Source organism: Nonomuraea typhae (genome assembly GCF_009760925.1).
Classification (GTDB): Bacteria; Actinomycetota; Actinomycetes; order Streptosporangiales; family Streptosporangiaceae; genus Nonomuraea; species Nonomuraea typhae.
The window spans coordinates 1-23,575 of the sequence record NZ_VRLV01000021.1; the positions used below are offsets into that span (position 1 = coordinate 1).

The window sequence follows — 23,575 nt, forward strand, 5'->3', positions numbered from 1 at the left end:
CGCTGTCCCTGTCGTCCTCGGTCGTCGACTCCTCACCCTTCTCCACCAGCGGCGCCCTCGTCGTCGCCAACTCCCAGGAGAGCGAGCGGGACTACATCTTCCGCGGCCTCATGCGATGGGGATTCAGTATGATCGTCTTGGCGCCCCTGCTCACGTGGCTGCTCTTCCTGGCTCCCCAGTGGTCCTAGACGAGGCGTCGTCAACGCCCATCGGCCCTTGGAGACGGCGGACATGTCGGAACCGCGCTCGAGCAACGGCGTGCAGTCGCTGGAACGAGCGTTCGGGCTGCTGGAACTGATGGCCGAAGCAGGCGGCGAGTTACCGCTCAGCCGCCTGTCGGCCCTGTCCGGGCTGCCGCTGCCGACCATCCACCGCATCATGCGGACCCTCATGGCGTCCGGCTATGTCCGGCAGCTTCCCTCGCGCGGCTACGCGCTGGGACCACGCCTGATCCGGCTCGGTGAGACCGCCTCCGGCATGTTCGCCACCTGGGCCCGGCCGATCCTCGCCGACCTCGTCGACGTGGTCGGCGAGACCGCCAACATGGCGGTGATGGAAGCGGACCGGGCCGTGTACGTCGCGCAGGTCCCCTCGACCCACTCGGTGCGCATGTTCACCGAGGTAGGCCGCCGGGTCTACCTTCACTGCACCGGCGTGGGCAAGGCCCTGCTCGCTCAGCTCCCGCCCGAGGACGCGCGGGCGATCGTCGAGCGCGCGGGCATGCCGGCGCAGACCCCCAACACCATCACCGACCCCGACCGGCTCATGGCCGACCTGGACGGCATCAGGCGGCGGGGCTACTGCGTGGACGATGCCGAGCAGGAGGCCGGGGTGCGGTGCGTGGCCGTGTCGGTCGCCGGTGCGCCCACGCTGTCGGCGATCTCCGTGTCGGGTCCGCAGGGGCGCATCGGCGCCGAGGCGACCGAGATCATCGTGGCGCAGCTGCAGGCGGCGGTACCCCGGCTGCTGGCGGAGATCGTCTGACCCCGGCTGACGTGCCTGTTTCGAGGCCGCCGGGCCCGTCCGTGGTGATCGGCCTCAGTTGAGGAAGTCCCGCAGCGGCATGGCACGGCTCGGGTGCCGCAGTTTGCTCATCGTCTTGGCCTCGATCTGCCGGATGCGTTCCCGGGTGACCCCGTACACCTTGCCGATCTCGTCCAGGGTCTTCGGCTCGCCGTCCGCCAGGCCGTACCTCAGGGCGATGACGCCCGCCTCGCGCTCGGTGAGGTTGCCCAGGATCTCCCGGAGCTGTTCGCGCAGCAGCTCGTGGCCGATGATGTCCGTGGGGTCGCCGGCTTCGGCGTCCTCGATGAGGTCGCCGAGTTCGGTGTCGCCCTCGTCGCCGAGCTGGGTGCTCAGGGAGACCGGCGTGCGGGCGTAGCCCTTGATCTCCTTGACCTTCTCGGCGGTCAGCTCCGCGCGGAGGGCGATCTCCTCGTCGGAGGGTTCGCGGCCGAGTGACTGGAACAGCTCGCGCTGTGCCCGGCTCACCTTGTTGATCAGCTCGTTCATGTGGACCGGGATGCGGATCGTGCGGGACTGGTCGGCCAGCGCCCGGCCGATCGCCTGCTTGATCCACCAGGTGGCGTAGGTGGAGAACTTCAGCCCCAGCTTGTGGTCGAACTTCTCCACCGCCCGCATCAGCCCCGTGTTGCCCTCCTGGATGAGGTCGAGCAGGGGCAGGCCGCGTCCGGCCTGGCGCTTGGCGATCGAGACGACCAGGCGCAGGTTGGCCTCGATCATCTGGTCCTTGGCCAGGCGGCCGTGGGCGGCGATCCACTCCAGGTCGGCGCGGTCCTGCGGGGACAGGGCGTCGCGCTCGTGGTCGAGGCGTTCCTGGGCGAACAGCCCGGCTTCGATGCGCTCGCCGAGCGCCACCTCCTGCTGGGCGTCGAGCAGCCGGATCTTGCCGATCTGCTTGAGGTAGTCCTTGACCGGGTCGGTCGTCGCGGTCGTGGTGGTGGCTGCCATGGGGACCTCCCGGTGGTGAGCGGACGTGCGGCGGGCGGCGGTGGTGCGGGTGACGGTCAGTTCGGCTCCTGGTGGGCGGGGGTCAGTACGAGGCGCGGCGCGGGACCGCGGTGGATCGCCGCGTGAGGTACGGCCGGGCCGCAGGGCTCAGGTCACGAGCCGGTACGGCGGAGCGGCGCGGTGACCGCGGGCCGTCGAGACGGGTGGTGGTGGCGCCGGTGATGGAGGTGGGCAGTTTGATCGGGATTGACTCTTGCATGCGAACCCTTCAGCTGTGCGAAACTTGCGACGATGGTAAGATTAGGTCAGAGTCATCAACTCGTCAAGAGGAAATTTATGTCGGACGTAAAAATGCTCGGCCTGAGGGAGCTGAAGAAGCGGGAGACCCGCCAGGAGATCTCCGACCAGGCCACCCGCCTGTTCATCGAGCGGGGCTTCGAGGTGACGACGATCGCCGAGATCGCCGAGGCCGCGCGGGTGGCCAAGAAGACCGTCACGAACTACTTCGCCCGCAAGGAAGACCTGGCCTTCGACCACCACGAGGAGTTCGTGGCCACCCTGGCCGGCATCGTGGCCGGCAGGCAGCCGGGCGAGTCCGCCCTGGCCGCGCTCGAGAGGGTCTTCCTGGAGGCGGCCGAGCGGCAGGACCCGATGCTCGGCTTCACCCGCGGCGGGTTCGCGGAGATGATCGTGCGGTCGCCGACGCTCGTGGCCCGCCTGCGCGAGCTGATGGAGCAGCGGGAGGAGGCGCTCGCCCGCGTGCTCGCGGCGGAAACGGGCGATGAGGGAGCCGTGCCCCGGGCGGTGGCGGCCCAGCTCGCCGTGCCGTACCGGATCTTGCTTCAGCAGATCATGGAGCTCACGCTGGAAGGGGTGGACAACGCGCGGATCGCCGAGATCGTGGCGGCGTCCGGGCGCGAGGTGTTCGCGCTCATGGAGCCGTCGTTCGGGAGCTACGCGGTCCGGTGAACCGGCTCCGCCGCCGTCCGGCCGCTTCGGCGGGTAGGTTGGCTGACGGCCGGTTCGGGGGTCACGGCCGGTCGGGAGACGTGGTGAGACAGCGGCCCTTCCTCGCCGCCCGGATCGACCAGTGGGCACGCCGGCATCCCCGGCGGCTGGATCTGGCGCTGGCCGTGCTGCTCTGGCAGGAACGCCAGCCGCGGCTGCAGGTAGCCGCGCCAGCCGACCTCTTCGGCGAACGCCAGGATCGGGCCGGTGACGCAGACGGCGAGCACCGATTGCGGCCAGTCGCCCTGGACGGAGAACCGCTCGAAGCCGAGCACGACGGCGGCCGTGGTGGCGAGCAGGCAGACCCCGGCGGTGGTGACGGCCGCGACCGGCCACGTCCGCAGGCCGAGCCGTCCCAGCCCGAGCCGCCGCCAGCCCTCGCGGGAGTACCCCTCGCGGGTGACGACGAGCCCAGCCTTCCCGAAAGCCTGGTCCGGGCCATCCACCCCCGATCGGAACCGCATGCTCCCGGGACTAGTACCGCGGTCGCAGAGGTTCTAGCACTCGCCGCGCCACGTCACGCTCTGCACCCAGCCGCCGCCGTTCGGCACCTCGTCATCAAGGGAGAAATTCTCCTTGCTTCCGTCGTAGTAGTAGTGAAGACAGGTGCTGTGCCGCGTGCTGCCCGTGTACCACACCACCTGAATGTGGTCCTGTCCCGGATCGCGGTTGCCGTTGTTGACCAGGTAGCGGAAAGACTGCGCGCCCGACCAGTTCCCTTCCGATTTGCGGATGACGCTGTAGGGCGTGTCATAGGCGCACCAGTTTCCGGCCGGGCAGTTGGGCACGTTGCCGCTGGCCGACGCCGGGGCGGTGGCGGACAGAAGGGTGGCGGCCATGACCGCGGCCATGGTGAGAGAACGGCGCATGGGGATCCTTTCGTGGTCGGGGTTCAGCATTCGCCGCGCCAGGTGACCGACCTCAAACGGGCGATGCCGGGTTCGAACTGCCACTCGCCGGGGCCCGGGTTGTAGTGCAGGCAGCGGGAGTGCCATTGGCCGTCCTTCACATAGCCGACCTGGATGTGGTCCCGCCAGGGGTCGTAGTTGCCGTTGTTGATGATTCCGCTGAACTCGACGTCGCCGGTCCAGTTGCCCTCACTCATGGGGCCGTAGCCGTACCCCCAGTTGTAGGCGCACCAGAAGCCGGATTTGCAGTACGGCAGATCGGGGCCCGCCTGCGCGGGGGCCGAGGCGCCGGCCACCAGGACGGCTGCGAACGTCAAGGCCGCAGCCACACGGCGAAGTTTCATCGATGGCCTTTCCTGTCGAATCCTCGCGGCTCACCCTAGGAAGCACTTCTGGCGCCGCCCATCCTTTGCGTTGTGCCGCAAATGATCTCGATGAGAGGGTGACGGCGTGATCCGCATCCACCTGTCCCAAGGCGACCTCGGGAACGTGCGCGTGAGCGCGCGGGCCGACCTGCGCAACGAGTTGCTCCTGGGTGCCGCCCTGGTCGCCGGGCGCGCTCCCGCGGGCCGGCTGGCCGAATGGCGGCGCGGTGCGCTCGGCGGCCTGGGCAGGGGCGTTCTTCCCCTCACCACCCTGTGCCGGACGTTGCACACCCTCCCGGACTTCTACTGCGGTCACGCCGAAACCGATCTCACCGTCAGCGACGAGTCCGCGGCTCACTACGCCGATCGCATGCTCCGCCGGCGGTTCGCCACGCCGTACATCATGGCTTTGGCAGACGGCAGCCCGGTCGCGCTCGCCGCGCTCAACGACGCCGTCGCCGCCTTCAGCGCCGCCGCCATCGTCCCCTGGGAGAGCCGCATCGCCTCGGCGGTGAGCGCCGCGGGCGCCGAGATCGGCGGGCGGATCGCCCGCCTCGGCGTGACCGGCGCGCTCAACACCCTGCACCCGGCCATCAGCGCCGATCACACGAGCGTCTCCGTCGGGACCGTCAGCGACGGCGACCTCGACCTGGACGGCCGGATCCTGCTCATCCAGCCCACTTCGCTCGCCGTACGGCCGGCCGTCTGCGTCAAGCACCTCGGCCACCTCGTCGTGCACGTTCCCGCCGGGCGGGACCTGCGCCAGGGACGTCCCCCTCGGGCGCTCGCCAACCTTCTGGGGCCCCAGCGGGCGGCGGCGCTGGTCACCATCGCCGCCAACCCGGCCATCACCACCGGCGAACTCGCCCGCGAGCTCGGCCTCTCGCCCGCCGCCGCCTCCAGGCAGGCAGGCGTGCTGCGTGAATCCGAGCTGATCACCACGGAACGTGCGGGGAAGACCGTCCACCACGCCGTGACGGCTCTGGGCGCCGCGATGATCGGGGTTCCTGGCGGTGTTCCGTCACCCTCAACACCCTCATAACGAGCCAGTCACGAATCCCCGCAAAGCTAGCCGAACCGGAAAACGACCTTCACATTGACGGCGAGCTCTTTCCGTCACACGGGAGGTTTGCGTGAAACGCGTCATCATGGTCTCGGCAGTCGCCTTACTCGTCGGCGCCGCCCTGACCTCACCGGTGCAAGCTCAGCCGCAAGGCCAGGAAACCGAATACGTGGTGCTGTACAAGGAGGGCGCCACCGGCGGACGGCAGGCGGTCGAGGCGGCGGGCGGCGTCGTCCTCAAGGAGAACACGGCGGTCGGCCTGGCCACCGTGCGGACCGGGCGGGCGGACTTCGCCGCCGCGCTGGCGAAGGACGGGGCGATCGAGGGAGTCGCCGGGAACCGGGTCATCGGGCAGGCGCCGCCCCTGGCAAAGGCCACGGGTACGGCCCGCCGTACCGACGCCGTGGAGAAGGAGGGGCGAGAGGCCGGAGGCGCCCGGGGAACGGCCGGAAAGCCGCGGCCGGACGCCGAGCCGCTGGCCGAGCTGCAGTGGGACATGAAGCAGATCCACGCGACCGCGGACGGATCCTACCGATACGACCAGGGGAGCCGCGGAGTCACCGTGGCGATCCTGGACACCGGGGTGGACGGCACCCATCCGGACATCGCGCCCAACTTCAACGCCGCGCTCAGCCGCAACTTCACCACCGACATCCCGGCCGACGCCAACGGGGCGCCGGTCGACGGGCCGTGCGAGGCCGAGGCCGACCGTTCCTGTGAGGACGCGGCCAACGTCGACGAGAACGGGCACGGCACGCACGTGGCCTCGTCCATCGGCTCGCCGATCAACCGGCTGGGCATCGCGGGCGTGGCGCCCAAGGTGACGCTGGTGAACCTGCGCGCCGGGCAGGACTCGGGGTACTTCTTCCTGCAGCCCAGCGTGGACGCGCTGACGTTCGCCGGCGACCACGGCATCGACGTGGTCAACATGAGCTACTACATCGATCCGTGGCTGTTCAACTGCACGGACAACCCGGCCGACTCCCCGGAGAACCGGGCCGAGCAGGGCGTGATCATCAAGGCGACCCAGCGGGCCCTGGACTACGCCCACCGGCGCGGGGTCACGTTGGTGGCGGCGGCCGGCAACCAGGGCGCCGACTTCACCAAGACCTTCGTGGACACCACCAGCCCCGACTTCGCCAGCGAGCCCGGCGAGGCGCCGTACTCGCGGACCGTCCCGCCGAGCTGCGTCCATCTGCCGGGGGAGGGCAACCATGTGATCGCCGTGTCGGCTCTGGGCATCAGCAAGCGCAAGTCGTACTTCTCCACCTTCGGCAACGGATACATCGACGTGTCGGCGCCCGGCGGTGACGTCTACGACACCCCGGCCAACACCCGCGACGTCACCAAGGCCACGCTGTCGGCCTACCCCGAGCAGCTGGCCAGGGAGAACGGCGAACTGAACCCCGACGGCACGCCCAACGTGGACTACGTGGTCAGGGACTGCAGGGGCACCACGTGCGCCTACTACCAGTACCTGCAGGGCACCTCGATGGCCTCGCCGCGCACCGCCGGCGTGGCCGCGCTGATCGTCAGCAGGTACGGTCACCGCGACCCCCGGCACGGCGGCAAGACGCTGGCTCCCGCGATCGTGGAAAAGGTGTTGAAGGGCACGGCGACCAAGACCCCTTGCCCGACGCCGCCCGCTTTCACCTACACCCGGCACCTCCCCAACGGGACCACGGTGACGGCCACGCACCTGTGCGAGGGAAACCGGGGCGGTAACGGCTTCTACGGCGCCGGTCTCGTCGACGCGCTCAGAGCGGTCCGCTGAAACAATCCCGGCCGGGGCGCTGTTTCGCGCTCCGGCCGGGTAAAAATACCCGAATAGAAGGTTTGTGGCGCTTGACGTTTGCCTGCGGCGGCGAGTCAGGATGAGAGAAACAAAAGAACGGAGAAACAGCGGGAGGATCTTATGCTTAAAGAAGCGTCCGCTGTAAGCGCCCTGGTGGTCGCCGTCGCACTCTTCCCTTCGACGGACGCGCCGGTACAAGCCGCCAAAGTCAGCGCCGCGCCCTGCAGCCAGGCATTCGCACACGCACCGAACTGCCAGTGGTGGGAGAAGGACGGCCAGAAGTGCCTGTACTGCAAGCAAAAGAAGAAGAAGGGCGGCGGCTGGAAGAAGAAGTACTGCGAGTGGAAGGGAAAGGAAGACGCGGACACGATCGACTGCACATGGGCGGCGTCACCGACCCAGACCAAGCCGAATCGCTTCTGCAAGACCTGCGTCAACGAGAGGACCGGGAAGGTGGTCTCCAGGGAGTGCTCCTGACGGTCCGGCGCCGGGCCGAGGGCCTTCCGTCTTCGGCCCGAGGGCTTCCGGACTAGGACGAAGGGCCGAGCCGTACCGAGGAAGTGTGCTTGTCCCGCCGCGGTTAGCGTGGACATGACTTCAACTCCGGTTCCGCGCCACGACAGCGTCGTCCACTACGAGATCGAGGGCACCGGGCCCGGCCTGGTGCTGGTGCACGGCGTGGGCGGGGGCGCCGCCAAGACGTTCGGCAACATCGCCGGTGAGTTCGGCGGGACGGTCATCCGGCCGGACCTCAGCGGCAGCGGCCAGACCACCGACGACGGCGGCGAGCTGACGCTGGACCTGCTCTCCGCCCAGGTGATCGCCGCCATCGAGGCGTCCGGCAAGGGCAGGGTGGATGTGCTCGGATTCTCGCTCGGCGCGGTCGTGTCGGCGGCGGTCGCGGCCGAGCGTCCCGACCTGGTGCGCAAGCTGGTCCTGGTCGGGGGCACGGCCACGACGACGGGCCCGCGTGACAGGTTCAACTTCACGCTTTGGCGCGATCTGCTCGCGGCCGACCCTGAGACGTTCAAGCGGTTCGGCACGTTGCAGGCGTTCAGCCCGGCGCTGCTTGACGCCTTCGGGCACGAGGGGCTGGCGCAGTCGCTGAAGGACGACTGGGCTCCGGGCACCGGGCGGCAGCTCGCACTGTCGATCGGGCTGGACATCCGGCCGCTGCTGGGGAAGATCGAGGCGCCGACCCTGGTCGTCGGGCTCGCGGACGATCAGGCGATTCCGGTGGAGGGGTCGCGGGCGCTGCACGCGGGCATCACGGGCAGCCGGCTGGTGGAGGTGCCGGGCGGGCACATGGACTGGCTGGTTCAGCCGGGCCAGGTGCTGCCGCACGTGCTCGACTTCCTCGGGAGCCGACACCCCGACGCCGAGTAACCCGCAGGGGAAGCCGGCTGAGGGCACGCGTCACGCACTGGCCGGCGGTTGCGCGAGCTCGGCCGCGACCTCGACGGCGATGTCGATGGCTCGGCCCGCAAGCGGTGAGTGGGTACGGCCGGCCCGCCAGTGCAGATAGATCTCCCGCGGCGGCGGGGACGGCCGCAACTCGTGGACGCGGAGCCTGTCGTCGGCCTGGACGCCGGCGCCGCGGATGGCGAGCCAGGGCAGCACCGCCGATCCCAGGCCGGCGCGCACCATCGACAACAAGGTGTCGTTGACCGCCGAGCGGAACACGATCTGCGGACGGGCGCCGCTCCGGGCGATGGCCTGCTCCATCCCGGGCTGGGAGCAGATCAGCGGCCAGGCCACCATCGGCGCGCCGTCGAGCAGCTCCAGCGGGACCGGGCCGTCGGGGAAGGCTCCGGCGCCGGCCACCAGCAGGTAGGGATCGTCGAGCAGCTTGAGTCGCTCGACGTCGCCGTCGACGGGGCCGTCGTAGAACAGCAGGTCGAGGTCGCCGAGCTGCGGCTGGTCGGGTTCCTCCTCGGACAACCTGATGTCGCAGCCCGGGTGCTCGTCCCGCAGCCGCCGTACGACCGAGGGCAGGATGACGTTGGACACACTCTGAAACGTGCCGATGTCGATCCGGCCGTCTCCCGCCTTGAACCGCTCCACGGCCTCGGCCAGCGCCTCCGCCTTCGCCAGCAGGTCACGGCCGTGGTCGAGGACCACGGCGCCGAGCGGGGTGAGCCGGACCGACTTGGGACCGCCCGGCCGGTCGAACACCAGGCCGCCGACGGTCCTCTCCAGCGCGGCGATCTGCTGGCTCACCGTCGACTGGGTGTATCCGAGCCGGGCGGCCGCCCGCCCGAACGACCCTTCCTCGGCGATGGCGGCCATGGCGGCCAGGTGGCGCAGTTCGATGTCGGTCACGACTCCCAACCTAGCATCGCTTCTAGCGATCGCATCGATCGAAAATAATCGCTTTTCACGATGGAGTCGGGCGGCTTAGCGTTCCGAGTCCCTGGCATCCTGTCCGCCGCCTGGTCCGGCGAGCCGGTGCGCCATCACGGCGAGCACTACACCGTCGACGACCTGACCTTCCTGCCGCGGCCGGTGCAGCGGCCCGGCGTGCCCGTGTGGGCCGCCGGATTCCCCGGCAACGTCAAGCCGGTCCACCGGGCCGCCCGGCTCGACGGCTTCTTCCCGGCCAACCTCGACCACCCCGACCAGCTCGCCGAAGCCGTCGCCACCCTCACCGGCCTGCGCCACGGCGACATGGCCTCCTACGACGTCGCCGTCGGCCTGCCGCTGACCGCCGACCCCGAGCCGTACGCGAAAGCCGGCGCGACCTGGTGGCTGCCGGAGTTCGAGCCGGGTGTACGGCCGGCGGTCGTCCGCGGCGTGATCCGGGACGGCCCGGCGAGATGAGAAGGCCCTTTCCTCCTGGGGAACAATCCGCTAGTGGCCGGCATCGGCCACACGGCCTGCGGAACCCCTGGGAGCTCACCCATGAACCTCGAACATGTACTGGTCACCCGCGACGCCGACTTCGTGACGATCACGATGAATCGGCCCCAGCGACGCAACGCCCTGTCGCTGGCCCACCTGCACGACCTGACTACCGCGTTCGGCGCCGCGGGCGACAGCGACGCCGCGGGAATCATCCTGGCCGGAGCCGGCCCCGTCTTCAGCGCCGGTCACGACTTCGCCGACGTCGCGGAAGCCGACGAGGCCGCGGTACGCACCCTGCTGGACACCTGCCTCCACCTCATGGAGCTGATCGAATCCGTACCGCAACCGGTCATCGCCCGCGTCCACGGCCTGGCCACCGCGGCGGGCTGCCAGCTGGTCGCCACCTGCGATCTCGCCGTCGCCGCCGATTCCGCCGGATTCGCCGCACCCGGCGGTAAGGGCGGCTGGTTCTGTCACACCCCGATGGTCGCCATCGCCCGCAACATCGGCCGCAAACGCGCCGCCGAACTGGCCTACACCGGTGACACCATCACCGCCGCGCAAGCTCTGGACTGGGGGCTGGTCAACCACGTGGTGCCGGCCGCGGACCTCGACGCCGCCGTCGACGACCTGCTCAGCCGGGCCACCCGCGGCAGCCGCGCCTCGAAGGCCCTCGGCAAGCGCACCTTGAACCGGCAACTGCATCTGCCACAGGCCGACGCCTACCAACTCGCCACCAAGGTCATGGCCGAGTCCTCGCAGTCGGCGGCGGCCCGCGAAGGGATGGCGGCGTTCCTGAACAAACGGCGGCCGGAATGGAAGGACTGACGTCTACTCGCGCTGACGGCGCAGCCGTGTGTTGAGCCGGGCGGCCTGGCGGGTGAGGTGGTCGCGTTCGGGGAGGCTGGTCGCCGCTTGGGCGGCTTCGGCGTAGAGCCGTGCCGCGCTCGCCAGGTCGCCGTCACGTTCGTGCAGGTAGGCCGAGACCGCGGCGTGGCGGGGGAGGGCGGGGTCGAGTTGGGCCAGGGCGATCAGGCCGGCTCTCGGGCCGTCGGCCTCGCCGACCGCCACGGCTCGGTTGAGGCGGGCCACCGGGTTGTCGGTGAGGCGGACGACTTCGTCGTACCACTCGACGATCTGCACCCAGTCGGTCTCCTCGGCCGTGCGTGCGTCGGCGTGGAGGGCGGCGATGGCGGCCTGGGCCTGGAACTCGCCCAGGCGGTCGCGGGCGAGGGCGGCCTGGAGTACGGCGACGCCCTCGGTGATCAGGCGGGTGTCCCACAGGCCGCGGTCCTGCTCGGCGAGGGGGACGAGCCTGCCGTCGGGGGTGGTTCGCGCCGGACGGCGGGCGTGGTGGAGCAGCATGAGCGCGAGCAGGCCCGCCACCTCTTCGTGCTTGGTCTTGGCGGTCAGCTGGCGAGTGAGCCGGATCGCCTCGCCGGCGAGGTCGACGTCGCCGGAGTAGCCCTCGTTGAAGACCAGGTAGAGCACGCGCAGTACCGTGGCGAGGTCGCCGGGCTGGTTGAACCGCACGCCCGAGATGGTCCGCTTGGCGCGGCTGATCCGCTGAGCCATGGTCGCTTCCGGCACGAGGTAGGCCCGCGCGATCTGACGCGTGGTCAGGCCGCCGACCGCGCGCAGCGTGAGCGCGACGGCCGAGGCCGGCGTCAGGGAGGGGTGCGCGCACAGGAAGTACAGCTGGAGCGTGTCGTCCACCGCCTCCCCAGAGCCGGGCGGGGGCTCGGCCTCGACGCGTACCTCGCGCTGCCGCCGGGAGGCGTCGGCGCGGGCGGCGTCGAGGAACTTGCGCCAGGCCACGGTGACCAGCCAGCCCTGAGGGTCGCGCGGCGGGTCGTCCGGCCACACGCGCACGCCCTCGACCAGGGCCTCCTGCACCGCGTCTTCGGCCGCCGCGAAGTCGGCTCCGCGACGGACGAGGATGCCGATCACGGTGGGGGTCAGGCTCCGCAGCAGGGCCTCGTCCGCCACCGTGTGCACGTTCATGGCAGAAAACTACCCGAAGGGGTCACTCCGTGATGGTGGGCGGCTCCGCCAGGAACGGCCGCACCTCCAGCCACTCGTGGATCGGCTTCCCGCCCGCGCCCGGAGCCGCGGACAACTCCGCGGCCAGTTCGAGCGCCCGCTCGTAGGTCTCGACGTCGATCACCATCCAGCCGGCGATCAGGTCCTTGGTCTCCGCGAACGGGCCGTCGGTGACCGGCGGCCGCCCTTCGCCGTCGTAGCGCACGAACGTCCCCTGCGGGGCGAGCGCCTGGCTGTCGACGAACTCGCCGGTGCCCTCGAGCTGGGCGGCGAAGTCCTCCATGTACTGCACGTGGGCCGTCAGTTCCTCCGGCGTCCACTGGTCCATCGGCACGTCGTTGACCGCTGCCGGGGCGCCCCGGTAGTGCTTGAGCAGCAGGTACTTGGCCATGGTGTTCTCCTTCGTGAGCTACGTACCGGTGTTCACCGCGGGGACGGAACCGGGGCCGGGATTTCGACGCCCTCGACTTCAAGAACATAATTCTAGTCGTTGGCTCTTCGGCCGGCGCTCTTGATGCGATCGAGCAGGGGCGGGCTCCAGTGGGTGCCGTAGGCCGCTTGGAGCTGGGGGAGTCGCCAGTCGTCCCCGGTCACGATGCTGCGGCAGAGGCTGCTGCCGCAGCGGCAGTTCATCGACCACGTCACAACGCCGGTGTGGGTGGCGTAGTCGATGGTCAGTTCTTCGCCCGGGGTGATGTCGCGCCGGGCGATCAGGGTGGTCGCGCCGCGGTGCCAGAGGGTGGGCGCGCAGGAGTGGTTGCCGTAGCGGACTGGATGGGCGGGGTCGAGCAGCAGGCGGACGCCAAGGGCGTCTCCAGGTTGACGATCATGCCGACCTCGTGAACATGCGCCAGACGAAGAAGCGGGGGTCGTGAACAGACCCGAGAGGTGGTGCGGTGTCACCGCCTGGAATCGCACCAATCCACCTATACCACCGCATTAGGCATCTGGCTCCTAGTGCTTGAGGAAGGCGGCGAGCAGCGGGTTGACCTGCTCGGGGGCGTCCTCGTGAACGTTGTGGCCGGCGCCGGGGACGACGTGCACCGCGGCGCCGGGGATGCGCCTGCCGTACTCCTCCGCGTAGGACGCGGGCAGCCACTGGTCGGCTTGCCCCCAGATCACGAGGGCGCGGGCGCGGAGCCGGGCGAGACCGGCGTCCGTGGCGGTGTAATCCTGGCTCCGGACGAGCCGGACGAACGCCTCTCGCCGGTCCGGGCGCGACATCCAGTGCCAGGTCTCGTCCACGACCTCGGGGGTGACGCGGTCCTGGTGGGCGAAGGCGGTGCGCAGGCTTTTCTCGAAATCGGCGCGGCCCATCAGCTTGACCGCGAGCTCGCCGACGACGGGGACGGAGAACAACGCCGTCTGCGCGGCGAGCGGCTTGTCCAGACCGGGGGAGTCGAGCAGCGCGAGCCGATCGACGCGGTCCGGGTTCTGCTCGGCGTAGTACAGCGACCAGGCGCCGCCCCAGGAGTGCCCGACCAGGGAGACGGTGGACAGCCCCGCCGCATCCAGGAACGCGCCGAGCGCCCGGGCCATGGCGGGGACGTCGTAGGCGAAATCGCCCTTCACCGTGGTGTATCCCTGTCCGGGCAGGTCAACGGCGTAGACCGTGTGGTCGCGGGCCAGCGCCGGGATCGTGTCGCGGTAGGAGTAGAGCCACTGCGCGCCGCCCGCCACCAGCACCACCGGCGAGCCGCTGCCCGTCTTGCTGTAGTGGAAGCGTGCCGTGGGGGTGTCGAGATAGCTGCTTTCGTACGGCGAGCGGTAGCCGTCAACGGCGGCCGGCTGCCAGCCGTACGCGCCGAACACCGTCACGGCCGCCAGCAGCACGACTGTCGCCGCCACCCACCGCGGCCAGCGCCGGCGGCGCCGGAGCGGCCGGTCGGGAGAGGTTGGGGAGGTCTCGTCAAGATGAACCATGATCGTCCCTCGTCGTTGGGAAGCCGTCACCGGCCAGGACGGGGCGGGCGGCGGGTTTGTGACGCCGGCGGCGGTGCTCTGCGTCACACGTTCGGCGGCATCCGCTTCGAGCCGGACGCGTACTCACACCTGGAGGTGGTGTTCCGGTTCCACCTCGTGGCCCCGTTGTCGATCAGCACCTCTGCCCGTCACCCTCGGGGCGACTCGGACTGGCCCAAGGTCGGCAGGATCCATGAAGTCTCAGGCTCGGCACTCAGTCTCAAAATCAAATCTCACTATCTTTAGATTTTGAGATGGCGATAGACGGTCGCCCTGGAGACGCCGAAACGGGTGGCTATCTCCTCGGCGCCACGGCCTTCGGCGTGCAGGGAACGCGCCTGTGCGATCTGCTCCTCGGTGAGGATGGCGCGCCGCCCGCCGTTGCGGCCGCGGGCGCGTCCGACCGCCCGGGGGGCGGGCGGGGCGTCCAGCAGCGCCCTGGCGCCGTCGAGGATCAGCTCCCTGAGCCGTTCTGCCGGCTCGTCGCGGAACAGCAGCACCGGATCGGCCAGCCCGGCGACCACCTGGCAGGCGCGCACCCGCTCCTCCAGCCCGCGGCCGGGACCGGCCACCAACTCGTTGGCCAGGGCGATCGCGGCGCGGAAGCGGTCGGCGATCGGAGCCTGCGCCAGCAGCGTCATGTCCTTGACCAGCATGGTGAGGGTGTGGCGGTGGCGCAGGTGCACATCGACGTAGCCCTCGATCGCCCGCCACCGCACCTCCTCGGCGCCGTCGCACGACTCGGCGCCGGCCAGGACCTCCTCCAGTTCGTCCAGCAGCGGCACGGTGAGCCGGCGGAGGATCTCCTCCTTGGAGTCGAAGTGGTAGTAGAGGGCGGCCTTGGTGATGCCCACCTGGTCGGCGATGGCCTGCATGGAGGTGGCGCGGTAGCCGCGGGCGGCGAACAGGGTGCGCGCCGCCTCCAGAATCCGCTGGGGTGTCATGGATCTCACTTACCTACGGTCAGTTCATTCGCTAGGCTGCTTACCGATGGTCAGTCTAGTGCTGTGGGGATGATCTGTATGCGAACGACGGTGTCCTTCACCGCCGACGGCGTCCGGTGCGCCGGTTACCTCTATCTGCCCGATGATCCCGGACCGGCGGCGTGCGTGGTGCTGTGCCACGGTTTCAGCGGGACGATGGACCGGCTCTTCGACTACGCCGAGCGCTTCGCCGCGGCGGGCTTCGCGGCGCTGGTCTTCGACTACCGCAGCTTCGGCGAGAGCGACGGCGAGCCTCGCCTGCTTCCCGACATCGACGGCCAACTCGCCGACCTTCGTGCCGCCGTGGAATTCGCCCGCGGGCATGAGCGGGTCGACCCCGACAGGGTGCTGCTGTGGGGCAACTCGCTGGGCGGCGCGCACGTCATCACCGTGGCCGCGGGCGATCCCCGGATCGCGGCCGTGGTGGCGCAGATTCCGTTCAACGGCTTCCCGAAGAAGGTCGAGGGCCGCTCGACCGGCGACACGCTGCGGCTGCTGGCCGCGATCGGCTGGGACACGATCCGGGGGAAGCTGGGCCTGCGGCCGTATTACATCCCGATGGTCGGGCATCCGGGAGAACTCGCCGTAACCGCCACCCCCGAGGCCGACCACCACATCGAGACACTGACCGGCGGCCAGAGCTCGACTTTGTGGCGCAACAGCGTCGCGCCCAGAGGGCTGCTGACGATGATGCGCTACCGGCCCGCCGCGGCTGCAGCCCGCCTGACCTGCCCGTTGCTGGTCTGCGTCGCCGCCGACGACCGGGAGACCCCGCTGGAAACCACCCGGGAGCTGGCCGAACGTGCTCCCCGCGGCGAACTGCGCAGCTACCCCGGCACCCACTTCACCTTCTACACCGACCCCGGGCTCCGGGATCGCGTGGTCGCCGACCAGATCGACTTCTACCGCCGCGCATCGGCGAGAGTGTGATCGGGGACGGCCAAAAACCAGATGAGGCTAGCCGGTGGTGCTTTCCCACACGGTTCCCGTGAAAGCGAGTGTGGCGGACTTGCCTGACGGGAGTTTCTTTAATGGTCTGGACTTGGGCTCCATTCTCTCCCGAATGTGTGGAGGCGGTGACGCTGATGTCCGCCCCTGACACCTGAGAGTTTAGCCCGTTGTTCCCGTACCATTCATCGAAATCGAAGGCAGCATTGCTGTCGGAGGCACTTTCTCTGACGTATTCGATGCCAAAGTTTCCGTTGTGCAGAATCTTTGGGCTGTCCTTTGGTGGTGGCGTCGATGCCGGCTCAGATGCCCTATTCGAGGAAGGTGTCATGGCGGGCTCGGCCGTTGCGGTGATGGTGGTGGTGACGGTAAGGGAGGATTGGGGTGACTGAGTGCTCGATCCGTCCGAACCCGTTGTGTCCCTCTGGTCCGCGGGGGGTGAGCTTAGCGTCGAAATCGCTCGACCACTGGTCTTTTACCGCCGACAAGGTAGAGAGTGCCGGGGCACTGCGCCTGCAGGGTTTCGGCCGCACCTGTCTCCAGCGTCAGATGGCGCAGGCCCTTGAGCAGACGGAAGGCATGGTCACGATCGGATCTGCGCCCGCGCCGCCGTACCGCGATGCCGGCGCGACGGACATGGCCGACGACGAAACAGTGCTGGTCAAAGTCGTGAGCGGGCACGCCCAGCGACCGCCTGTACGGGTGATCAACCAGCAACTTGCTTTTCTAAGTTAGCATGTTAAGTTAAGGGGGTGGAACGCAACCTGAGTTTCAACCTCCACGTGCTCACCGCTCGCCTGGACCGGGCGGCCGACCGCCTCCTGCGTGCGGAGCACAACGTGTCCTACCAGCGCTTCCTGGCGCTGACCCTGGTGGGAGAACTGGGCACCTCGACCCAACGATCCCTCGCCGACGCGCTCGGCGTGACCGAGCCCTCGGTGAGCCGGATGACCGCCGTCCTGGCCGCCGACGGACTGCTCGACGTCCAGCCCGACCCGGCCGGGGGTCGCCGACGGCGCCTGAGCCTCACGGACGAGGGCAAACGGCTGGTCGTCTCGGTCCAGCGGGACTTCGAGGAACGGCTGGCCGTACTCGTGGAACACAGCGGCGTGCCGTACGACGAGTATGCCGAGCACACCGCGCGGCTGCTGGAGACGTTTGAGCGTGCGGAGAAGGGGAGAGCCACGTGAAGATCCTGAACCCGCCGGCGCACCGGCACACCGTCATGTCGGCGGATGGCACACCGATCAGCTATCAGACGATGGGGGAAGGGCCCGGCCTCATCGTGCTCGGCGGTGCCCTGCGCACCTCGGACGACTATCTGACGCTGGGTTCCGCGCTGGCCCGCGACCACACGGTGCACCTGGTCGACAGGCGGGGGCGCGGCGCCAGCGGTCCCCTGGGCCCCCACTATGACCTGAGCAGCGAAGTCGCAGACCTTCGTGCCGTCCAGGCGGAGACCGGTGCGCGGCTGGCGTTCGGCCACAGCTACGGCGGCCTCGTCGTCCTGGAGACCGCCCGGCGGTTCCCGTTGTTCGAGCGCGTCGCGGTCTACGAGCCGGGAGTGCCTGTCGCGCCCGTCCCCACCGGCTGGATGGCCCCCTACCGGGAACGGCTGGCAGCAGGCGACCCCTACGGCGCGTTCGTGCACTTCATCCGAGGCTCCGGCGGCGCGCCGGCCTTCCTGACCAAGATGCCCCACTGGTACCTGCGGCTGGCGATGATGGTCGGCTTCCGCGGACCCGCATGGCAGCGGATGCGGCCGCTGCTCGCGGCCAGCCTGGCCGAGCACGAGCAGGTGGCGGCCCAGCAGGGTCGGCTCGCCGAGTTCGCCGCCGTCACCGTACCGGTGCTGATCCTCTGCGGCGGACGCAGCCTGCCCGCGAGCAGGGCCGAGTTCGACGCCCTGCGTGCCACCCTTCCCGGCGCCACGCTCGAAACCCTGGCTGGGCTCAACCATTTCGGACCGGAGGAGAAGTCAGGCCCGGTCGTGGCCGGACGGGTACTGGCGTTCCTCTCCTGAGGCTCCGGCCCTCAGGATCCTGATGGCCAGAACGGCCGGCGTGCCACGCCCGGCTCCTTTGCCGGGCTGTGGTTGCTGCCGATGAGCGATCGGGCCAAGCACGTCGAGATCCTCGCCCTGCGTCGTCAGATCACGCTAGCCAATCCACGCCCAACTAGTCAGCCCTCGGCGACCCTTACACTCAAGCGCGACCACCACCCCAGCAAGCAGTTCCACGCAGCGACATTTCCTAAAGAGCCTCGTATTCAGCCTCCAGGCCGAGTAGGGGATGATGGCCATGCCTCAGGGAAGTCCGCTCCCACAATTTCTGGCTGAGCTCAACTGGCGAAGGGGCGGTGCTGCCGCGGCTGCGCAGCCCGCGGGGAGCAATCTGCGGAGCCCGCCGCGTCAGGCTTAGTAGTGCTCTTCCCGCCAAGTCGGGTTTCCTGCCCACGCGGAGCTGATGAGGGAAATGACTATGCCTGCTGCTCCCAGCCGCGATTCGCGTGCAGCCAAGGGCTGAGGGAACGAAGATGTTGATGGCCACGCCGATCGGGATCGAGAGCGCCACGCATAATCCCGGCTATGGCCGGTGATCATCTGTGTTAGCGTCGGAGATCCAATCCCTTCCAAAGGATCTCCAGTCATGAGTGCTTCTCAGGTACACAGTTACCTCATCTTCCTGGACAGCCCCGAAGCCTTTCCGCTGGACTTTCACGCAACCGTTTCCGGTCGGACGCCGGAAGAGATCCGGCAGTTGGCGCTCGACAAGGCCCGCGACTTCTACGGCCCGACCCTGGAAGACACCGGGGTCCATGTGCTGAGCACCCATGTGATGGCTGTGCCTGATTCGGAGACGCACAGGGGGGCCTACCAGGCGACGATCGTCTTCCGGCAGGTGACCGACTGATATCAGAGACGCCGGCCGAACGCAGAGGGGCCGGTGAACGCCGAGTTGCTGCTGGAAGCGCGACGATCTCACGGCGAGGTGTTCAAACGGCGGCTTGAGGTCAAGGCAGCCAAGACAGGCCGTGAAATCGCGCTGCGGTCGATGGCCCGGTGGGCGGATCGCTAGGGGCAGAAGGCTGAGTCGATCAGTTTCTGGAAGGCGGCCATGTCGGGTGGGGTCGTCTCGTTGGCTGACAGGGCCAGCTGGGTCTTGCCGTCGGTGGTGGTGAACATGGCTGTGAGGTAGCCGGGGATTCCTCCGGTGTGGCCGATGATCTTCCGGTGGCAGGTCGTGGTGATCACCCGGACGCCGAGGCCGTAGGCGCCGTGCTGGTCACTGATGGGGACGGTCTTGGTCATCTCGGCGAGCTGGGCGGGCTTGAGCAGCCTGCCGGACTGCACCGCGGTGATGAAGGTGGTCAGGTCGGCGGTGGTGGTGATCATTGCGCCGGCGGCGCCGGCGATGCTCGGGTTGAGCCGGGTGATGTCGAGATAGCCCTTGGTCGTTTTGATGTATCCGTGTGCGTGCGGACCGGGCAGCCGGGTGGAGTAGCGGGGGGCCGAGGTGTGCCTGAGCCCGAGTGGCTTGATGATGCGCTTGGTCACCTCGCTCTGCCAGGTGTTGCCGGTCACGGCCTTGACCAGCATGCCCAGCACCAGGTAGCCGGTGTTGGAGTAGGCGAAGCGGGTGCCGGGCTCGAAGTCCAGCGGTCGCTTGAGAGCGGCGGCGACGAGTTGCTCGTCGGTGAATGCGGTCCAGCGGTACTTCAGGTACGGCTCGCCCGCGGTGGGAATCGGCCGGGAGTCGGTGTAGTTGGGCAGTCCGGAGGTGTGCTGGAGGATCATCCGCACCGTGATGTCGTCCTGGCGGGGCAGCAGGCCGGGCAGGTAGGTGCCGATGGGCTCGTCCAGCTTGATGCGTTTCTCGCCGGCCAGGTGCAGGATGGTGACGGCGGTGAAGGTCTTGGTGGCGCTGCCCATGCGGAAGGAACCACGACCAGCTGCAGCACGACCACCGATGCGCACCTGACCTCGCAGGCAGCCGGATCCTCCAGATCCGGGAGCCCGGCCGCGACCGCGTTGATGTGGGGGACGGTACGGCAGTCCACCTGCCAGGCGCGCAGATCCGTCGATCGCGGTGGGGTGCGCGCCGAGCTCCTCGCCAATGGCCTGGAACGTCAAGGCCAGGGCGCCGCCCCGTTCGGACACCGGAAGGCCGCCGGGCTCCTTCGAGATCGCCCTGCGCCGGCTGTCCCGCTGATCCATACGGTGGCCGTCGTCGTGGCTAGCCGGTCATCAGCTGGGTCAGGCGGTCCCAGGCCGGCGACGAGGCTCCGGGCTGGGATTGGGCGGCGAGGCGGGCGATGGCCGGGTTCTGGGTGGGGCGGGTCTCGGTCGGGCTGGGGTGGTCGGTGAACCACTTGCGGGTGCGCTCCGCGAGGCCGGGCAGCCGGGGGTCGTCCGGTGACCAGTCGTAGGCGGCGTCGTATTCGAGGTAGAGGGCCCGGAACTCGGGATCGGAGATGAGCCTGAGTTTCTCGGCGATCCACAGGGAGGCGTCCTCGGGTGAGGCCGTTCGCATGAGGATCCAGCCGCCGCGTTCCACCTGGATGCCTCGCTCGCTGACGCCGAGTTCCCGCAGGTCGTCGAGGTAGTCGGCGACCTCGGGGGCGACGAAGAGGCGGTCGCCGCCGCGCAGCTGGGCGAGTTGGTCGCGGGATTGCCGCAGCTGCGCGATGCGGTCGTCGAGGTCGTGATCGATCTCGGTGATGGCGGCCGCGAGCGTGTCCGGGTCGGCGTCCAGGAGCTCTTTGACGCGGGCCAGCGGTACGCCCGCACTGGCCAGAGTCCTGATCTTGACCAGGGTGATGGCGTCTTGGGCGTTGTAGCGCCGGTAACCGGAGGAGTCGCGGTCTGGCTCGGCGAGCAGACCGCGCGCGTGATAGTGGCGGATGGCCTTGATGGTCACTCCGGCGTAGTCCGCGAGCTGGCCAATCGTGAGCATGCTGGGCATCCTTCCACCCGTGGGAGTGATCAGGCCCTTCGGGTCAGGCGGCCGCCGCCGTTGCGGAAGCGCGCCTGACCGTCGCGGACGTCGTGGAAGGAGACGAGCAGCAGCCGCAGGTATCCGTTGAACGCCTCCAGCGGGTAGCCGGCGGGTGCGAACAGGCCCGGCCGGATCGGCACATAGCGCTGCGGTGGCGCGGAAGTGGTGCCGCCGGCGAACTCGGTGAAGATCCGCTCCTGCGACGCGTCCGCCGGTTCGTACGTCGTCGTCTCCTCCAGTTGGCCGTCGACGACGGTGATGTCGATGCGGAGCTGGTTGGAGCGGTAGGTGCCCGCGTACGGGGTGAGGTCGACGTCCTGCTCGATGTCGTCGATCAGGTCGGGGATCCGGACGCCGAGGTGCTCGCTCAGCAGCCACTGCAGGAGCTGGTCCTGCAGCATGATCGCTCCGGGGTTGTTGCCGAAGGCGGTGAAGACCAGATCGTGTTCGGGCACGACGCACAGCAGGGAGACGCCGCCGGGCGAGGCGCCCGACATGGCCAGGACGGTCGTGCCGCCGAACGGGTACAGCACCCAGCCCAGGCCGATCGGCGGGGTGTTGGGACTGCCCATGTCATAGGAGACCTGTTGCATCAGGGCGGTCGATTCGGCCGACAGGACGCGCGCTCCGGAGGGGGAGACGCCGCCCGCGAGGTGGGTGCGTCCGAAGGCGAGCAGGTCGGCGATGGTGCCGATCGGCGTGCCGCCGGCCGGTCCCCAGGTGTCGGGCAGCGTGAACATGTTCGTGGGCTTGGCCGTCATGGTCTCGGGGTCCAGGAAGTGACCGATCGCCGTGCCGCGCAGGATGGCCTGCTCCGCGGAGGTGCTGGAATCCTTCATGCCGACGGGGCCGTAGATCTCGCGCGCCAGCAGGTCGGGGAAGGACAGGCCGGTCACCACTTCCAGCAGCCGCCCCGCGACGATCATGCCGCCGTTGGAGTAGCTGAGCTGCTCGCCGGGTTCGAACAGGCTGCCGCCGCTGCTGGCCAGACCCCGGACGTAGGCGGTCAGGGCGTCGCGGCCCTTGTCGTCGGGAAAGTACAGGTCCGCGTCGATGCCGTTGGTGTGGCCGATCAGCTGCCGGACCAGGATCCTGTCCGCAGCACCCGGTACGGCCAGCGCGAAGTCGGGCAGATACCTCACGACCGGCGCGTCGAGATCCAGCAGGCCGCGCTCGACCTGCTGAAGGACCAGCGTGGTGGTCAGGACCTTGGTGACCGAGCCGAAGAGGAATCCGGTGTCCTGCAGCATCGGGGCGCCGGTGGTGGCGTTCGCCGTGCCGTACGCGACGATGATCTGCTCGCCGCCCTGGTAGACGCCGGTGACGAAGCCGGGGACGCCGTTGGACGCGCAGTAGGCGGCGATCTGCTCGCGGATCGGGGCTTCGATGGTGTGCAGTGCGTTGTCGTTCATGCAGAGCATCCTCGAACCTTGCCCCTGGGGCAAGGTCAAGGCGGAAGACGGAAATCGGTGACCGTGCGGGCACTCCGGGCCGGGCAGGCCATAGCGTGATGCTCTTCTAGCCCTAGAGCAACGCTCCAACGCCTAAGCCGGTTGTCGGGTCGGGCGGCATGCTTCGAAGGGGCGGCTTAGGCGAGAATGCCGGGTGTGATTGTGGACAAGGCGATCTACTGTGACGGCGTCCGAGAGACCATCAGCGGCGACATCAGCGATGCCTTCAACGCCGCTCGCACGCGAGGTGACTGCTTTCTGTGGATCGGGTTGCACGAGCCGACGCAGGAAGAGTTCGACCTGATCACCAGCGAGGTGAAGCTGCACCCGCTCGCGGTGGACGACGCCATCCACGCTCACCAACGGCCCAAGCTCGAACACTACGACGACACCCTGTTCATCGTGCTGAAGCCCCTGGTGTACGTCGAGGAGAGCTCCGACATCGAAGTGGGTGAGATCAACCTGTTTCTCGGGGCCGACTTCGTCATCAGCGTCCGCCACGGGCAGGCTGGCCCGTTGACCGGGGTCCGCCGCCGACTCGAATCCGACCCCGATCTCCTGGCCGCGGGCCCGGCCGGGGTGCTGTACGCGATCTGCGACAGCGTCGTCGACACCTACTCCCACATCTCTCGCGAGATCGAAAGCGACCTCATCGCGCTGGAGCGGCGGGTCTTCAGCGGCGAGCACGAAGACGTCACGGAGGACATCTACTCCCTCAAACGGGAGGTGCTGGAGTTCCGCACCGCTCAGGATCCGTTGGTCCCGGTCCTGGAGGAGATCGTCAAAGGCAGGGTGCGTCTGTGCGCGGGCCAGCGGGAGCAGTTCCGTGACGTCCTGGACCATCTGCTGCGCGTGGACGCCCAGGTCGACGAGCACAACGAACTGCTCACCAGCGCGCTGAGCGCCCACCTGGCCCTGGTGGGCCGCCAGCAGAGCGCAGTGGCCACGCAGCAGAACGCCGACATGCGCAAGATCTCCTCCTGGGCGGCCCTCATCGCCGTTCCCACCATGATCGCCGGAATATACGGCATGAACTTCGACCACATGCCCGAACTGCACTGGCTGCTCGGCTACCCCCTGAGCCTGACCGTCATGGTCATCGCCGTGATCATTGTCCACAGGCTGCTGCGTAAGAGTGGATGGCTGTGAAGCGACCCAGATTCTCCGTCTCCAGGCTCGTTCTCTCCGCCATTGTCGCCTGGATCATCTTGGTCACCGTCCTCATCCTGCTCGACTC

At 69.0% G+C, this 23,575-nt stretch carries 28 protein-coding genes and 1 pseudogene; 15 read left to right on the plus strand and 14 right to left on the minus strand.

The features are described from left to right. Both FVE25_RS48135 and FVE25_RS48140 read left to right on the plus strand, forming a co-directional pair. Window positions 1-188 (plus strand): annotated as a pseudogene (locus FVE25_RS48135) (SLC13 family permease); the annotation flags it as partial. Window positions 189-231: 43 nt separating this feature from the next. Then, window positions 232-984: an IclR family transcriptional regulator gene (locus FVE25_RS48140; protein ID WP_157254265.1), complete on the plus strand. Its 753-nt coding sequence runs from the start codon at window positions 232-234 to the stop codon at window positions 982-984. Between the two features lie 54 nt (window positions 985-1,038). Here FVE25_RS48140 and FVE25_RS48145 read toward each other — a convergent pair whose 3' ends face one another. Together FVE25_RS48145 and FVE25_RS48150 are read right to left on the minus strand one after the other, a co-directional pair. Further along, window positions 1,039-1,971 (minus strand): sigma-70 family RNA polymerase sigma factor, encoded by a 933-nt coding sequence (locus FVE25_RS48145; protein WP_157254266.1) that lies wholly within the window; start codon window positions 1,969-1,971, stop codon window positions 1,039-1,041. Between the two features lie 82 nt (window positions 1,972-2,053). Continuing rightward, window positions 2,054-2,230, minus strand: coding sequence for a hypothetical protein (locus FVE25_RS48150; RefSeq protein WP_157254267.1), 177 nt, complete (start codon window positions 2,228-2,230; stop codon window positions 2,054-2,056). 77 nt (window positions 2,231-2,307) lie between these two features. Here FVE25_RS48150 and FVE25_RS48155 point away from each other — a divergent pair, with 77 nt between their 5' ends. After that, on the plus strand, window positions 2,308-2,940 hold the full coding sequence (locus FVE25_RS48155; protein WP_157254268.1) for a TetR/AcrR family transcriptional regulator: 633 nt from the start codon (window positions 2,308-2,310) through the stop codon (window positions 2,938-2,940). Here the strand turns inward: FVE25_RS48155 and FVE25_RS48160 are convergent. Genes FVE25_RS48160 through FVE25_RS48170 form a run of 3 tightly spaced genes read right to left on the minus strand, consistent with a single transcriptional unit; the run spans window position 2,925 to window position 4,216 of the window. Beyond that, a complete protein-coding gene (locus tag FVE25_RS48160) occupies window positions 2,925-3,443 on the minus strand; it encodes a CPBP family intramembrane glutamic endopeptidase (RefSeq protein ID WP_157254269.1) in 519 nt (172 codons plus the stop codon). The genes FVE25_RS48155 and FVE25_RS48160 overlap by 16 nt on opposite strands. A gap of 33 nt (window positions 3,444-3,476) precedes the next feature. Next, window positions 3,477-3,848: a hypothetical protein gene (locus FVE25_RS48165; protein ID WP_157254270.1), complete on the minus strand. Its 372-nt coding sequence runs from the start codon at window positions 3,846-3,848 to the stop codon at window positions 3,477-3,479. Window positions 3,849-3,871: 23 nt separating this feature from the next. Beyond that, window positions 3,872-4,216, minus strand: a complete 345-nt coding sequence (locus FVE25_RS48170) for a hypothetical protein (protein ID WP_157254271.1) — start codon at window positions 4,214-4,216, stop codon at window positions 3,872-3,874. Between the two features lie 121 nt (window positions 4,217-4,337). Between FVE25_RS48170 and FVE25_RS48175 the strand changes: the two genes are divergently transcribed. From FVE25_RS48175 to FVE25_RS48190, 4 genes are all read left to right on the plus strand, one after another. Continuing rightward, window positions 4,338-5,294 carry a helix-turn-helix domain-containing protein gene (locus FVE25_RS48175; RefSeq protein WP_157254272.1) on the plus strand — a complete coding sequence of 319 codons (957 nt, stop codon included), beginning with the start codon at window positions 4,338-4,340 and terminating at the stop codon, window positions 5,292-5,294. Between the two features lie 91 nt (window positions 5,295-5,385). After that, complete coding sequence (locus FVE25_RS48180) at window positions 5,386-7,089, plus strand: S8 family peptidase (RefSeq protein ID WP_246268672.1); 1,704 nt, start codon at window positions 5,386-5,388, stop codon at window positions 7,087-7,089. Between the two features lie 141 nt (window positions 7,090-7,230). Further along, complete coding sequence (locus FVE25_RS48185) at window positions 7,231-7,587, plus strand: hypothetical protein (RefSeq protein WP_157254273.1); 357 nt, start codon at window positions 7,231-7,233, stop codon at window positions 7,585-7,587. A 114-nt stretch (window positions 7,588-7,701) separates the two neighbouring features. After that, window positions 7,702-8,496: an alpha/beta fold hydrolase gene (locus FVE25_RS48190; protein ID WP_157254274.1), complete on the plus strand. Its 795-nt coding sequence runs from the start codon at window positions 7,702-7,704 to the stop codon at window positions 8,494-8,496. Window positions 8,497-8,526: 30 nt separating this feature from the next. On the opposite strand, the gene FVE25_RS48195 is transcribed toward FVE25_RS48190, so the two are convergent. Next, the gene (locus tag FVE25_RS48195; protein WP_157254275.1) at window positions 8,527-9,432 is read right to left on the minus strand and encodes a LysR family transcriptional regulator; all 906 of its coding nucleotides are present in this window, start codon (window positions 9,430-9,432) and stop codon (window positions 8,527-8,529) included. A 60-nt stretch (window positions 9,433-9,492) separates the two neighbouring features. On the opposite strand from FVE25_RS48195, the gene FVE25_RS48200 reads away from it, so the two are divergent. Together FVE25_RS48200 and FVE25_RS48205 are read left to right on the plus strand one after the other, a co-directional pair. After that, entirely contained in the window at window positions 9,493-9,930 is a 438-nt protein-coding gene (locus tag FVE25_RS48200; RefSeq protein WP_157254276.1) for an LLM class flavin-dependent oxidoreductase, read from the plus strand. An 81-nt stretch (window positions 9,931-10,011) separates the two neighbouring features. Further along, window positions 10,012-10,782: an enoyl-CoA hydratase-related protein gene (locus tag FVE25_RS48205; RefSeq protein WP_157254277.1), complete on the plus strand. Its 771-nt coding sequence runs from the start codon at window positions 10,012-10,014 to the stop codon at window positions 10,780-10,782. Window positions 10,783-10,785: 3 nt separating this feature from the next. Here FVE25_RS48205 and FVE25_RS48210 read toward each other — a convergent pair whose 3' ends face one another. The 5 genes from FVE25_RS48210 to FVE25_RS48230 form a co-directional block, all read right to left on the minus strand. Continuing rightward, window positions 10,786-11,958 carry an RNA polymerase sigma factor gene (locus FVE25_RS48210; RefSeq protein WP_157254278.1) on the minus strand — a complete coding sequence of 391 codons (1,173 nt, stop codon included), beginning with the start codon at window positions 11,956-11,958 and terminating at the stop codon, window positions 10,786-10,788. Window positions 11,959-11,980: 22 nt separating this feature from the next. After that, window positions 11,981-12,388: a YciI family protein gene (locus tag FVE25_RS48215; protein ID WP_157254279.1), complete on the minus strand. Its 408-nt coding sequence runs from the start codon at window positions 12,386-12,388 to the stop codon at window positions 11,981-11,983. A gap of 92 nt (window positions 12,389-12,480) precedes the next feature. Further along, on the minus strand, window positions 12,481-12,915 hold the full coding sequence (locus FVE25_RS48220) for an SET domain-containing protein-lysine N-methyltransferase (RefSeq protein WP_157254280.1): 435 nt from the start codon (window positions 12,913-12,915) through the stop codon (window positions 12,481-12,483). A 36-nt stretch (window positions 12,916-12,951) separates the two neighbouring features. Then, window positions 12,952-13,920: an alpha/beta fold hydrolase gene (locus FVE25_RS48225; protein ID WP_157254281.1), complete on the minus strand. Its 969-nt coding sequence runs from the start codon at window positions 13,918-13,920 to the stop codon at window positions 12,952-12,954. A gap of 281 nt (window positions 13,921-14,201) precedes the next feature. Continuing rightward, window positions 14,202-14,903, minus strand: coding sequence for a TetR family transcriptional regulator (locus FVE25_RS48230; protein ID WP_157254282.1), 702 nt, complete (start codon window positions 14,901-14,903; stop codon window positions 14,202-14,204). A 78-nt stretch (window positions 14,904-14,981) separates the two neighbouring features. On the opposite strand from FVE25_RS48230, the gene FVE25_RS48235 reads away from it, so the two are divergent. The 5 genes from FVE25_RS48235 (at window position 14,982) to FVE25_RS48255 (ending at window position 18,802) form a co-directional block, all read left to right on the plus strand. After that, entirely contained in the window at window positions 14,982-15,872 is an 891-nt protein-coding gene (locus FVE25_RS48235; protein ID WP_157254283.1) for an alpha/beta hydrolase, read from the plus strand. Window positions 15,873-16,328: 456 nt separating this feature from the next. Then, window positions 16,329-16,625 (plus strand): hypothetical protein, encoded by a 297-nt coding sequence (locus FVE25_RS48240; RefSeq protein WP_157254284.1) that lies wholly within the window; start codon window positions 16,329-16,331, stop codon window positions 16,623-16,625. 17 nt (window positions 16,626-16,642) lie between these two features. Continuing rightward, window positions 16,643-17,080: a MarR family winged helix-turn-helix transcriptional regulator gene (locus FVE25_RS48245; RefSeq protein WP_157254285.1), complete on the plus strand. Its 438-nt coding sequence runs from the start codon at window positions 16,643-16,645 to the stop codon at window positions 17,078-17,080. Next, on the plus strand, window positions 17,077-17,913 hold the full coding sequence (locus FVE25_RS48250; RefSeq protein ID WP_157254286.1) for an alpha/beta fold hydrolase: 837 nt from the start codon (window positions 17,077-17,079) through the stop codon (window positions 17,911-17,913). Before FVE25_RS48245 ends, FVE25_RS48250 begins: the two co-directional genes overlap by 4 nt. Before the next feature lie 625 nt (window positions 17,914-18,538). Continuing rightward, window positions 18,539-18,802 carry a hypothetical protein gene (locus tag FVE25_RS48255; RefSeq protein WP_157254287.1) on the plus strand — a complete coding sequence of 88 codons (264 nt, stop codon included), beginning with the start codon at window positions 18,539-18,541 and terminating at the stop codon, window positions 18,800-18,802. A 161-nt stretch (window positions 18,803-18,963) separates the two neighbouring features. On the opposite strand, the gene FVE25_RS48260 is transcribed toward FVE25_RS48255, so the two are convergent. The 3 genes from FVE25_RS48260 to FVE25_RS48270 are packed head-to-tail and all read right to left on the minus strand — an operon-like array spanning window position 18,964 to window position 22,299. Further along, window positions 18,964-20,106 carry a serine hydrolase domain-containing protein gene (locus FVE25_RS48260; protein WP_281367984.1) on the minus strand — a complete coding sequence of 381 codons (1,143 nt, stop codon included), beginning with the start codon at window positions 20,104-20,106 and terminating at the stop codon, window positions 18,964-18,966. A gap of 19 nt (window positions 20,107-20,125) precedes the next feature. Continuing rightward, on the minus strand, window positions 20,126-20,845 hold the full coding sequence (locus tag FVE25_RS48265) for a MerR family transcriptional regulator (protein WP_157254289.1): 720 nt from the start codon (window positions 20,843-20,845) through the stop codon (window positions 20,126-20,128). Window positions 20,846-20,874: 29 nt separating this feature from the next. Further along, window positions 20,875-22,299: a serine hydrolase domain-containing protein gene (locus tag FVE25_RS48270; protein WP_219825984.1), complete on the minus strand. Its 1,425-nt coding sequence runs from the start codon at window positions 22,297-22,299 to the stop codon at window positions 20,875-20,877. 186 nt (window positions 22,300-22,485) lie between these two features. On the opposite strand from FVE25_RS48270, the gene FVE25_RS48275 reads away from it, so the two are divergent. Beyond that, window positions 22,486-23,487 carry a magnesium and cobalt transport protein CorA gene (locus FVE25_RS48275; protein WP_181019955.1) on the plus strand — a complete coding sequence of 334 codons (1,002 nt, stop codon included), beginning with the start codon at window positions 22,486-22,488 and terminating at the stop codon, window positions 23,485-23,487. The last annotated feature ends 88 nt before the right edge of the window (window positions 23,488-23,575 follow it).

Bases quoted from the DNA above. Each gene is read 5' to 3' on its own strand.
- FVE25_RS48235 (WP_157254283.1), top strand. From the start codon at position 14,982: ATGCGAACGACGGTGTCCTTCACCGCCGACGGCGTCCGGTGCGCCGGT.
- FVE25_RS48185 (WP_157254273.1), top strand. From the start codon at position 7,231: ATGCTTAAAGAAGCGTCCGCTGTAAGCGCCCTGGTGGTCGCCGTCGCA.
- FVE25_RS48190 (WP_157254274.1), top strand. From the start codon at position 7,702: ATGACTTCAACTCCGGTTCCGCGCCACGACAGCGTCGTCCACTACGAG.
- FVE25_RS48140 (WP_157254265.1), top strand. From the start codon at position 232: ATGTCGGAACCGCGCTCGAGCAACGGCGTGCAGTCGCTGGAACGAGCG.
- FVE25_RS48215 (WP_157254279.1), bottom strand. From the start codon at position 12,388: ATGGCCAAGTACCTGCTGCTCAAGCACTACCGGGGCGCCCCGGCAGCG.
- FVE25_RS48210 (WP_157254278.1), bottom strand. From the start codon at position 11,958: ATGAACGTGCACACGGTGGCGGACGAGGCCCTGCTGCGGAGCCTGACC.
- FVE25_RS48275 (WP_181019955.1), top strand. From the start codon at position 22,486: ATGCCGGGTGTGATTGTGGACAAGGCGATCTACTGTGACGGCGTCCGA.
- FVE25_RS48155 (WP_157254268.1), top strand. From the start codon at position 2,308: ATGTCGGACGTAAAAATGCTCGGCCTGAGGGAGCTGAAGAAGCGGGAG.
- FVE25_RS48260 (WP_281367984.1), bottom strand. From the start codon at position 20,106: ATGGATCAGCGGGACAGCCGGCGCAGGGCGATCTCGAAGGAGCCCGGC.
- FVE25_RS48225 (WP_157254281.1), bottom strand. From the start codon at position 13,920: ATGGTTCATCTTGACGAGACCTCCCCAACCTCTCCCGACCGGCCGCTC.
- FVE25_RS48205 (WP_157254277.1), top strand. From the start codon at position 10,012: ATGAACCTCGAACATGTACTGGTCACCCGCGACGCCGACTTCGTGACG.
- FVE25_RS48270 (WP_219825984.1), bottom strand. From the start codon at position 22,299: ATGAACGACAACGCACTGCACACCATCGAAGCCCCGATCCGCGAGCAG.
- FVE25_RS48265 (WP_157254289.1), bottom strand. From the start codon at position 20,845: ATGCTCACGATTGGCCAGCTCGCGGACTACGCCGGAGTGACCATCAAG.
- FVE25_RS48160 (WP_157254269.1), bottom strand. From the start codon at position 3,443: ATGCGGTTCCGATCGGGGGTGGATGGCCCGGACCAGGCTTTCGGGAAG.
- FVE25_RS48145 (WP_157254266.1), bottom strand. From the start codon at position 1,971: ATGGCAGCCACCACCACGACCGCGACGACCGACCCGGTCAAGGACTAC.
- FVE25_RS48255 (WP_157254287.1), top strand. From the start codon at position 18,539: ATGAGTGCTTCTCAGGTACACAGTTACCTCATCTTCCTGGACAGCCCC.
- FVE25_RS48200 (WP_157254276.1), top strand. From the start codon at position 9,493: ATGGAGTCGGGCGGCTTAGCGTTCCGAGTCCCTGGCATCCTGTCCGCC.
- FVE25_RS48165 (WP_157254270.1), bottom strand. From the start codon at position 3,848: ATGCGCCGTTCTCTCACCATGGCCGCGGTCATGGCCGCCACCCTTCTG.
- FVE25_RS48150 (WP_157254267.1), bottom strand. From the start codon at position 2,230: ATGCAAGAGTCAATCCCGATCAAACTGCCCACCTCCATCACCGGCGCC.
- FVE25_RS48230 (WP_157254282.1), bottom strand. From the start codon at position 14,903: ATGACACCCCAGCGGATTCTGGAGGCGGCGCGCACCCTGTTCGCCGCC.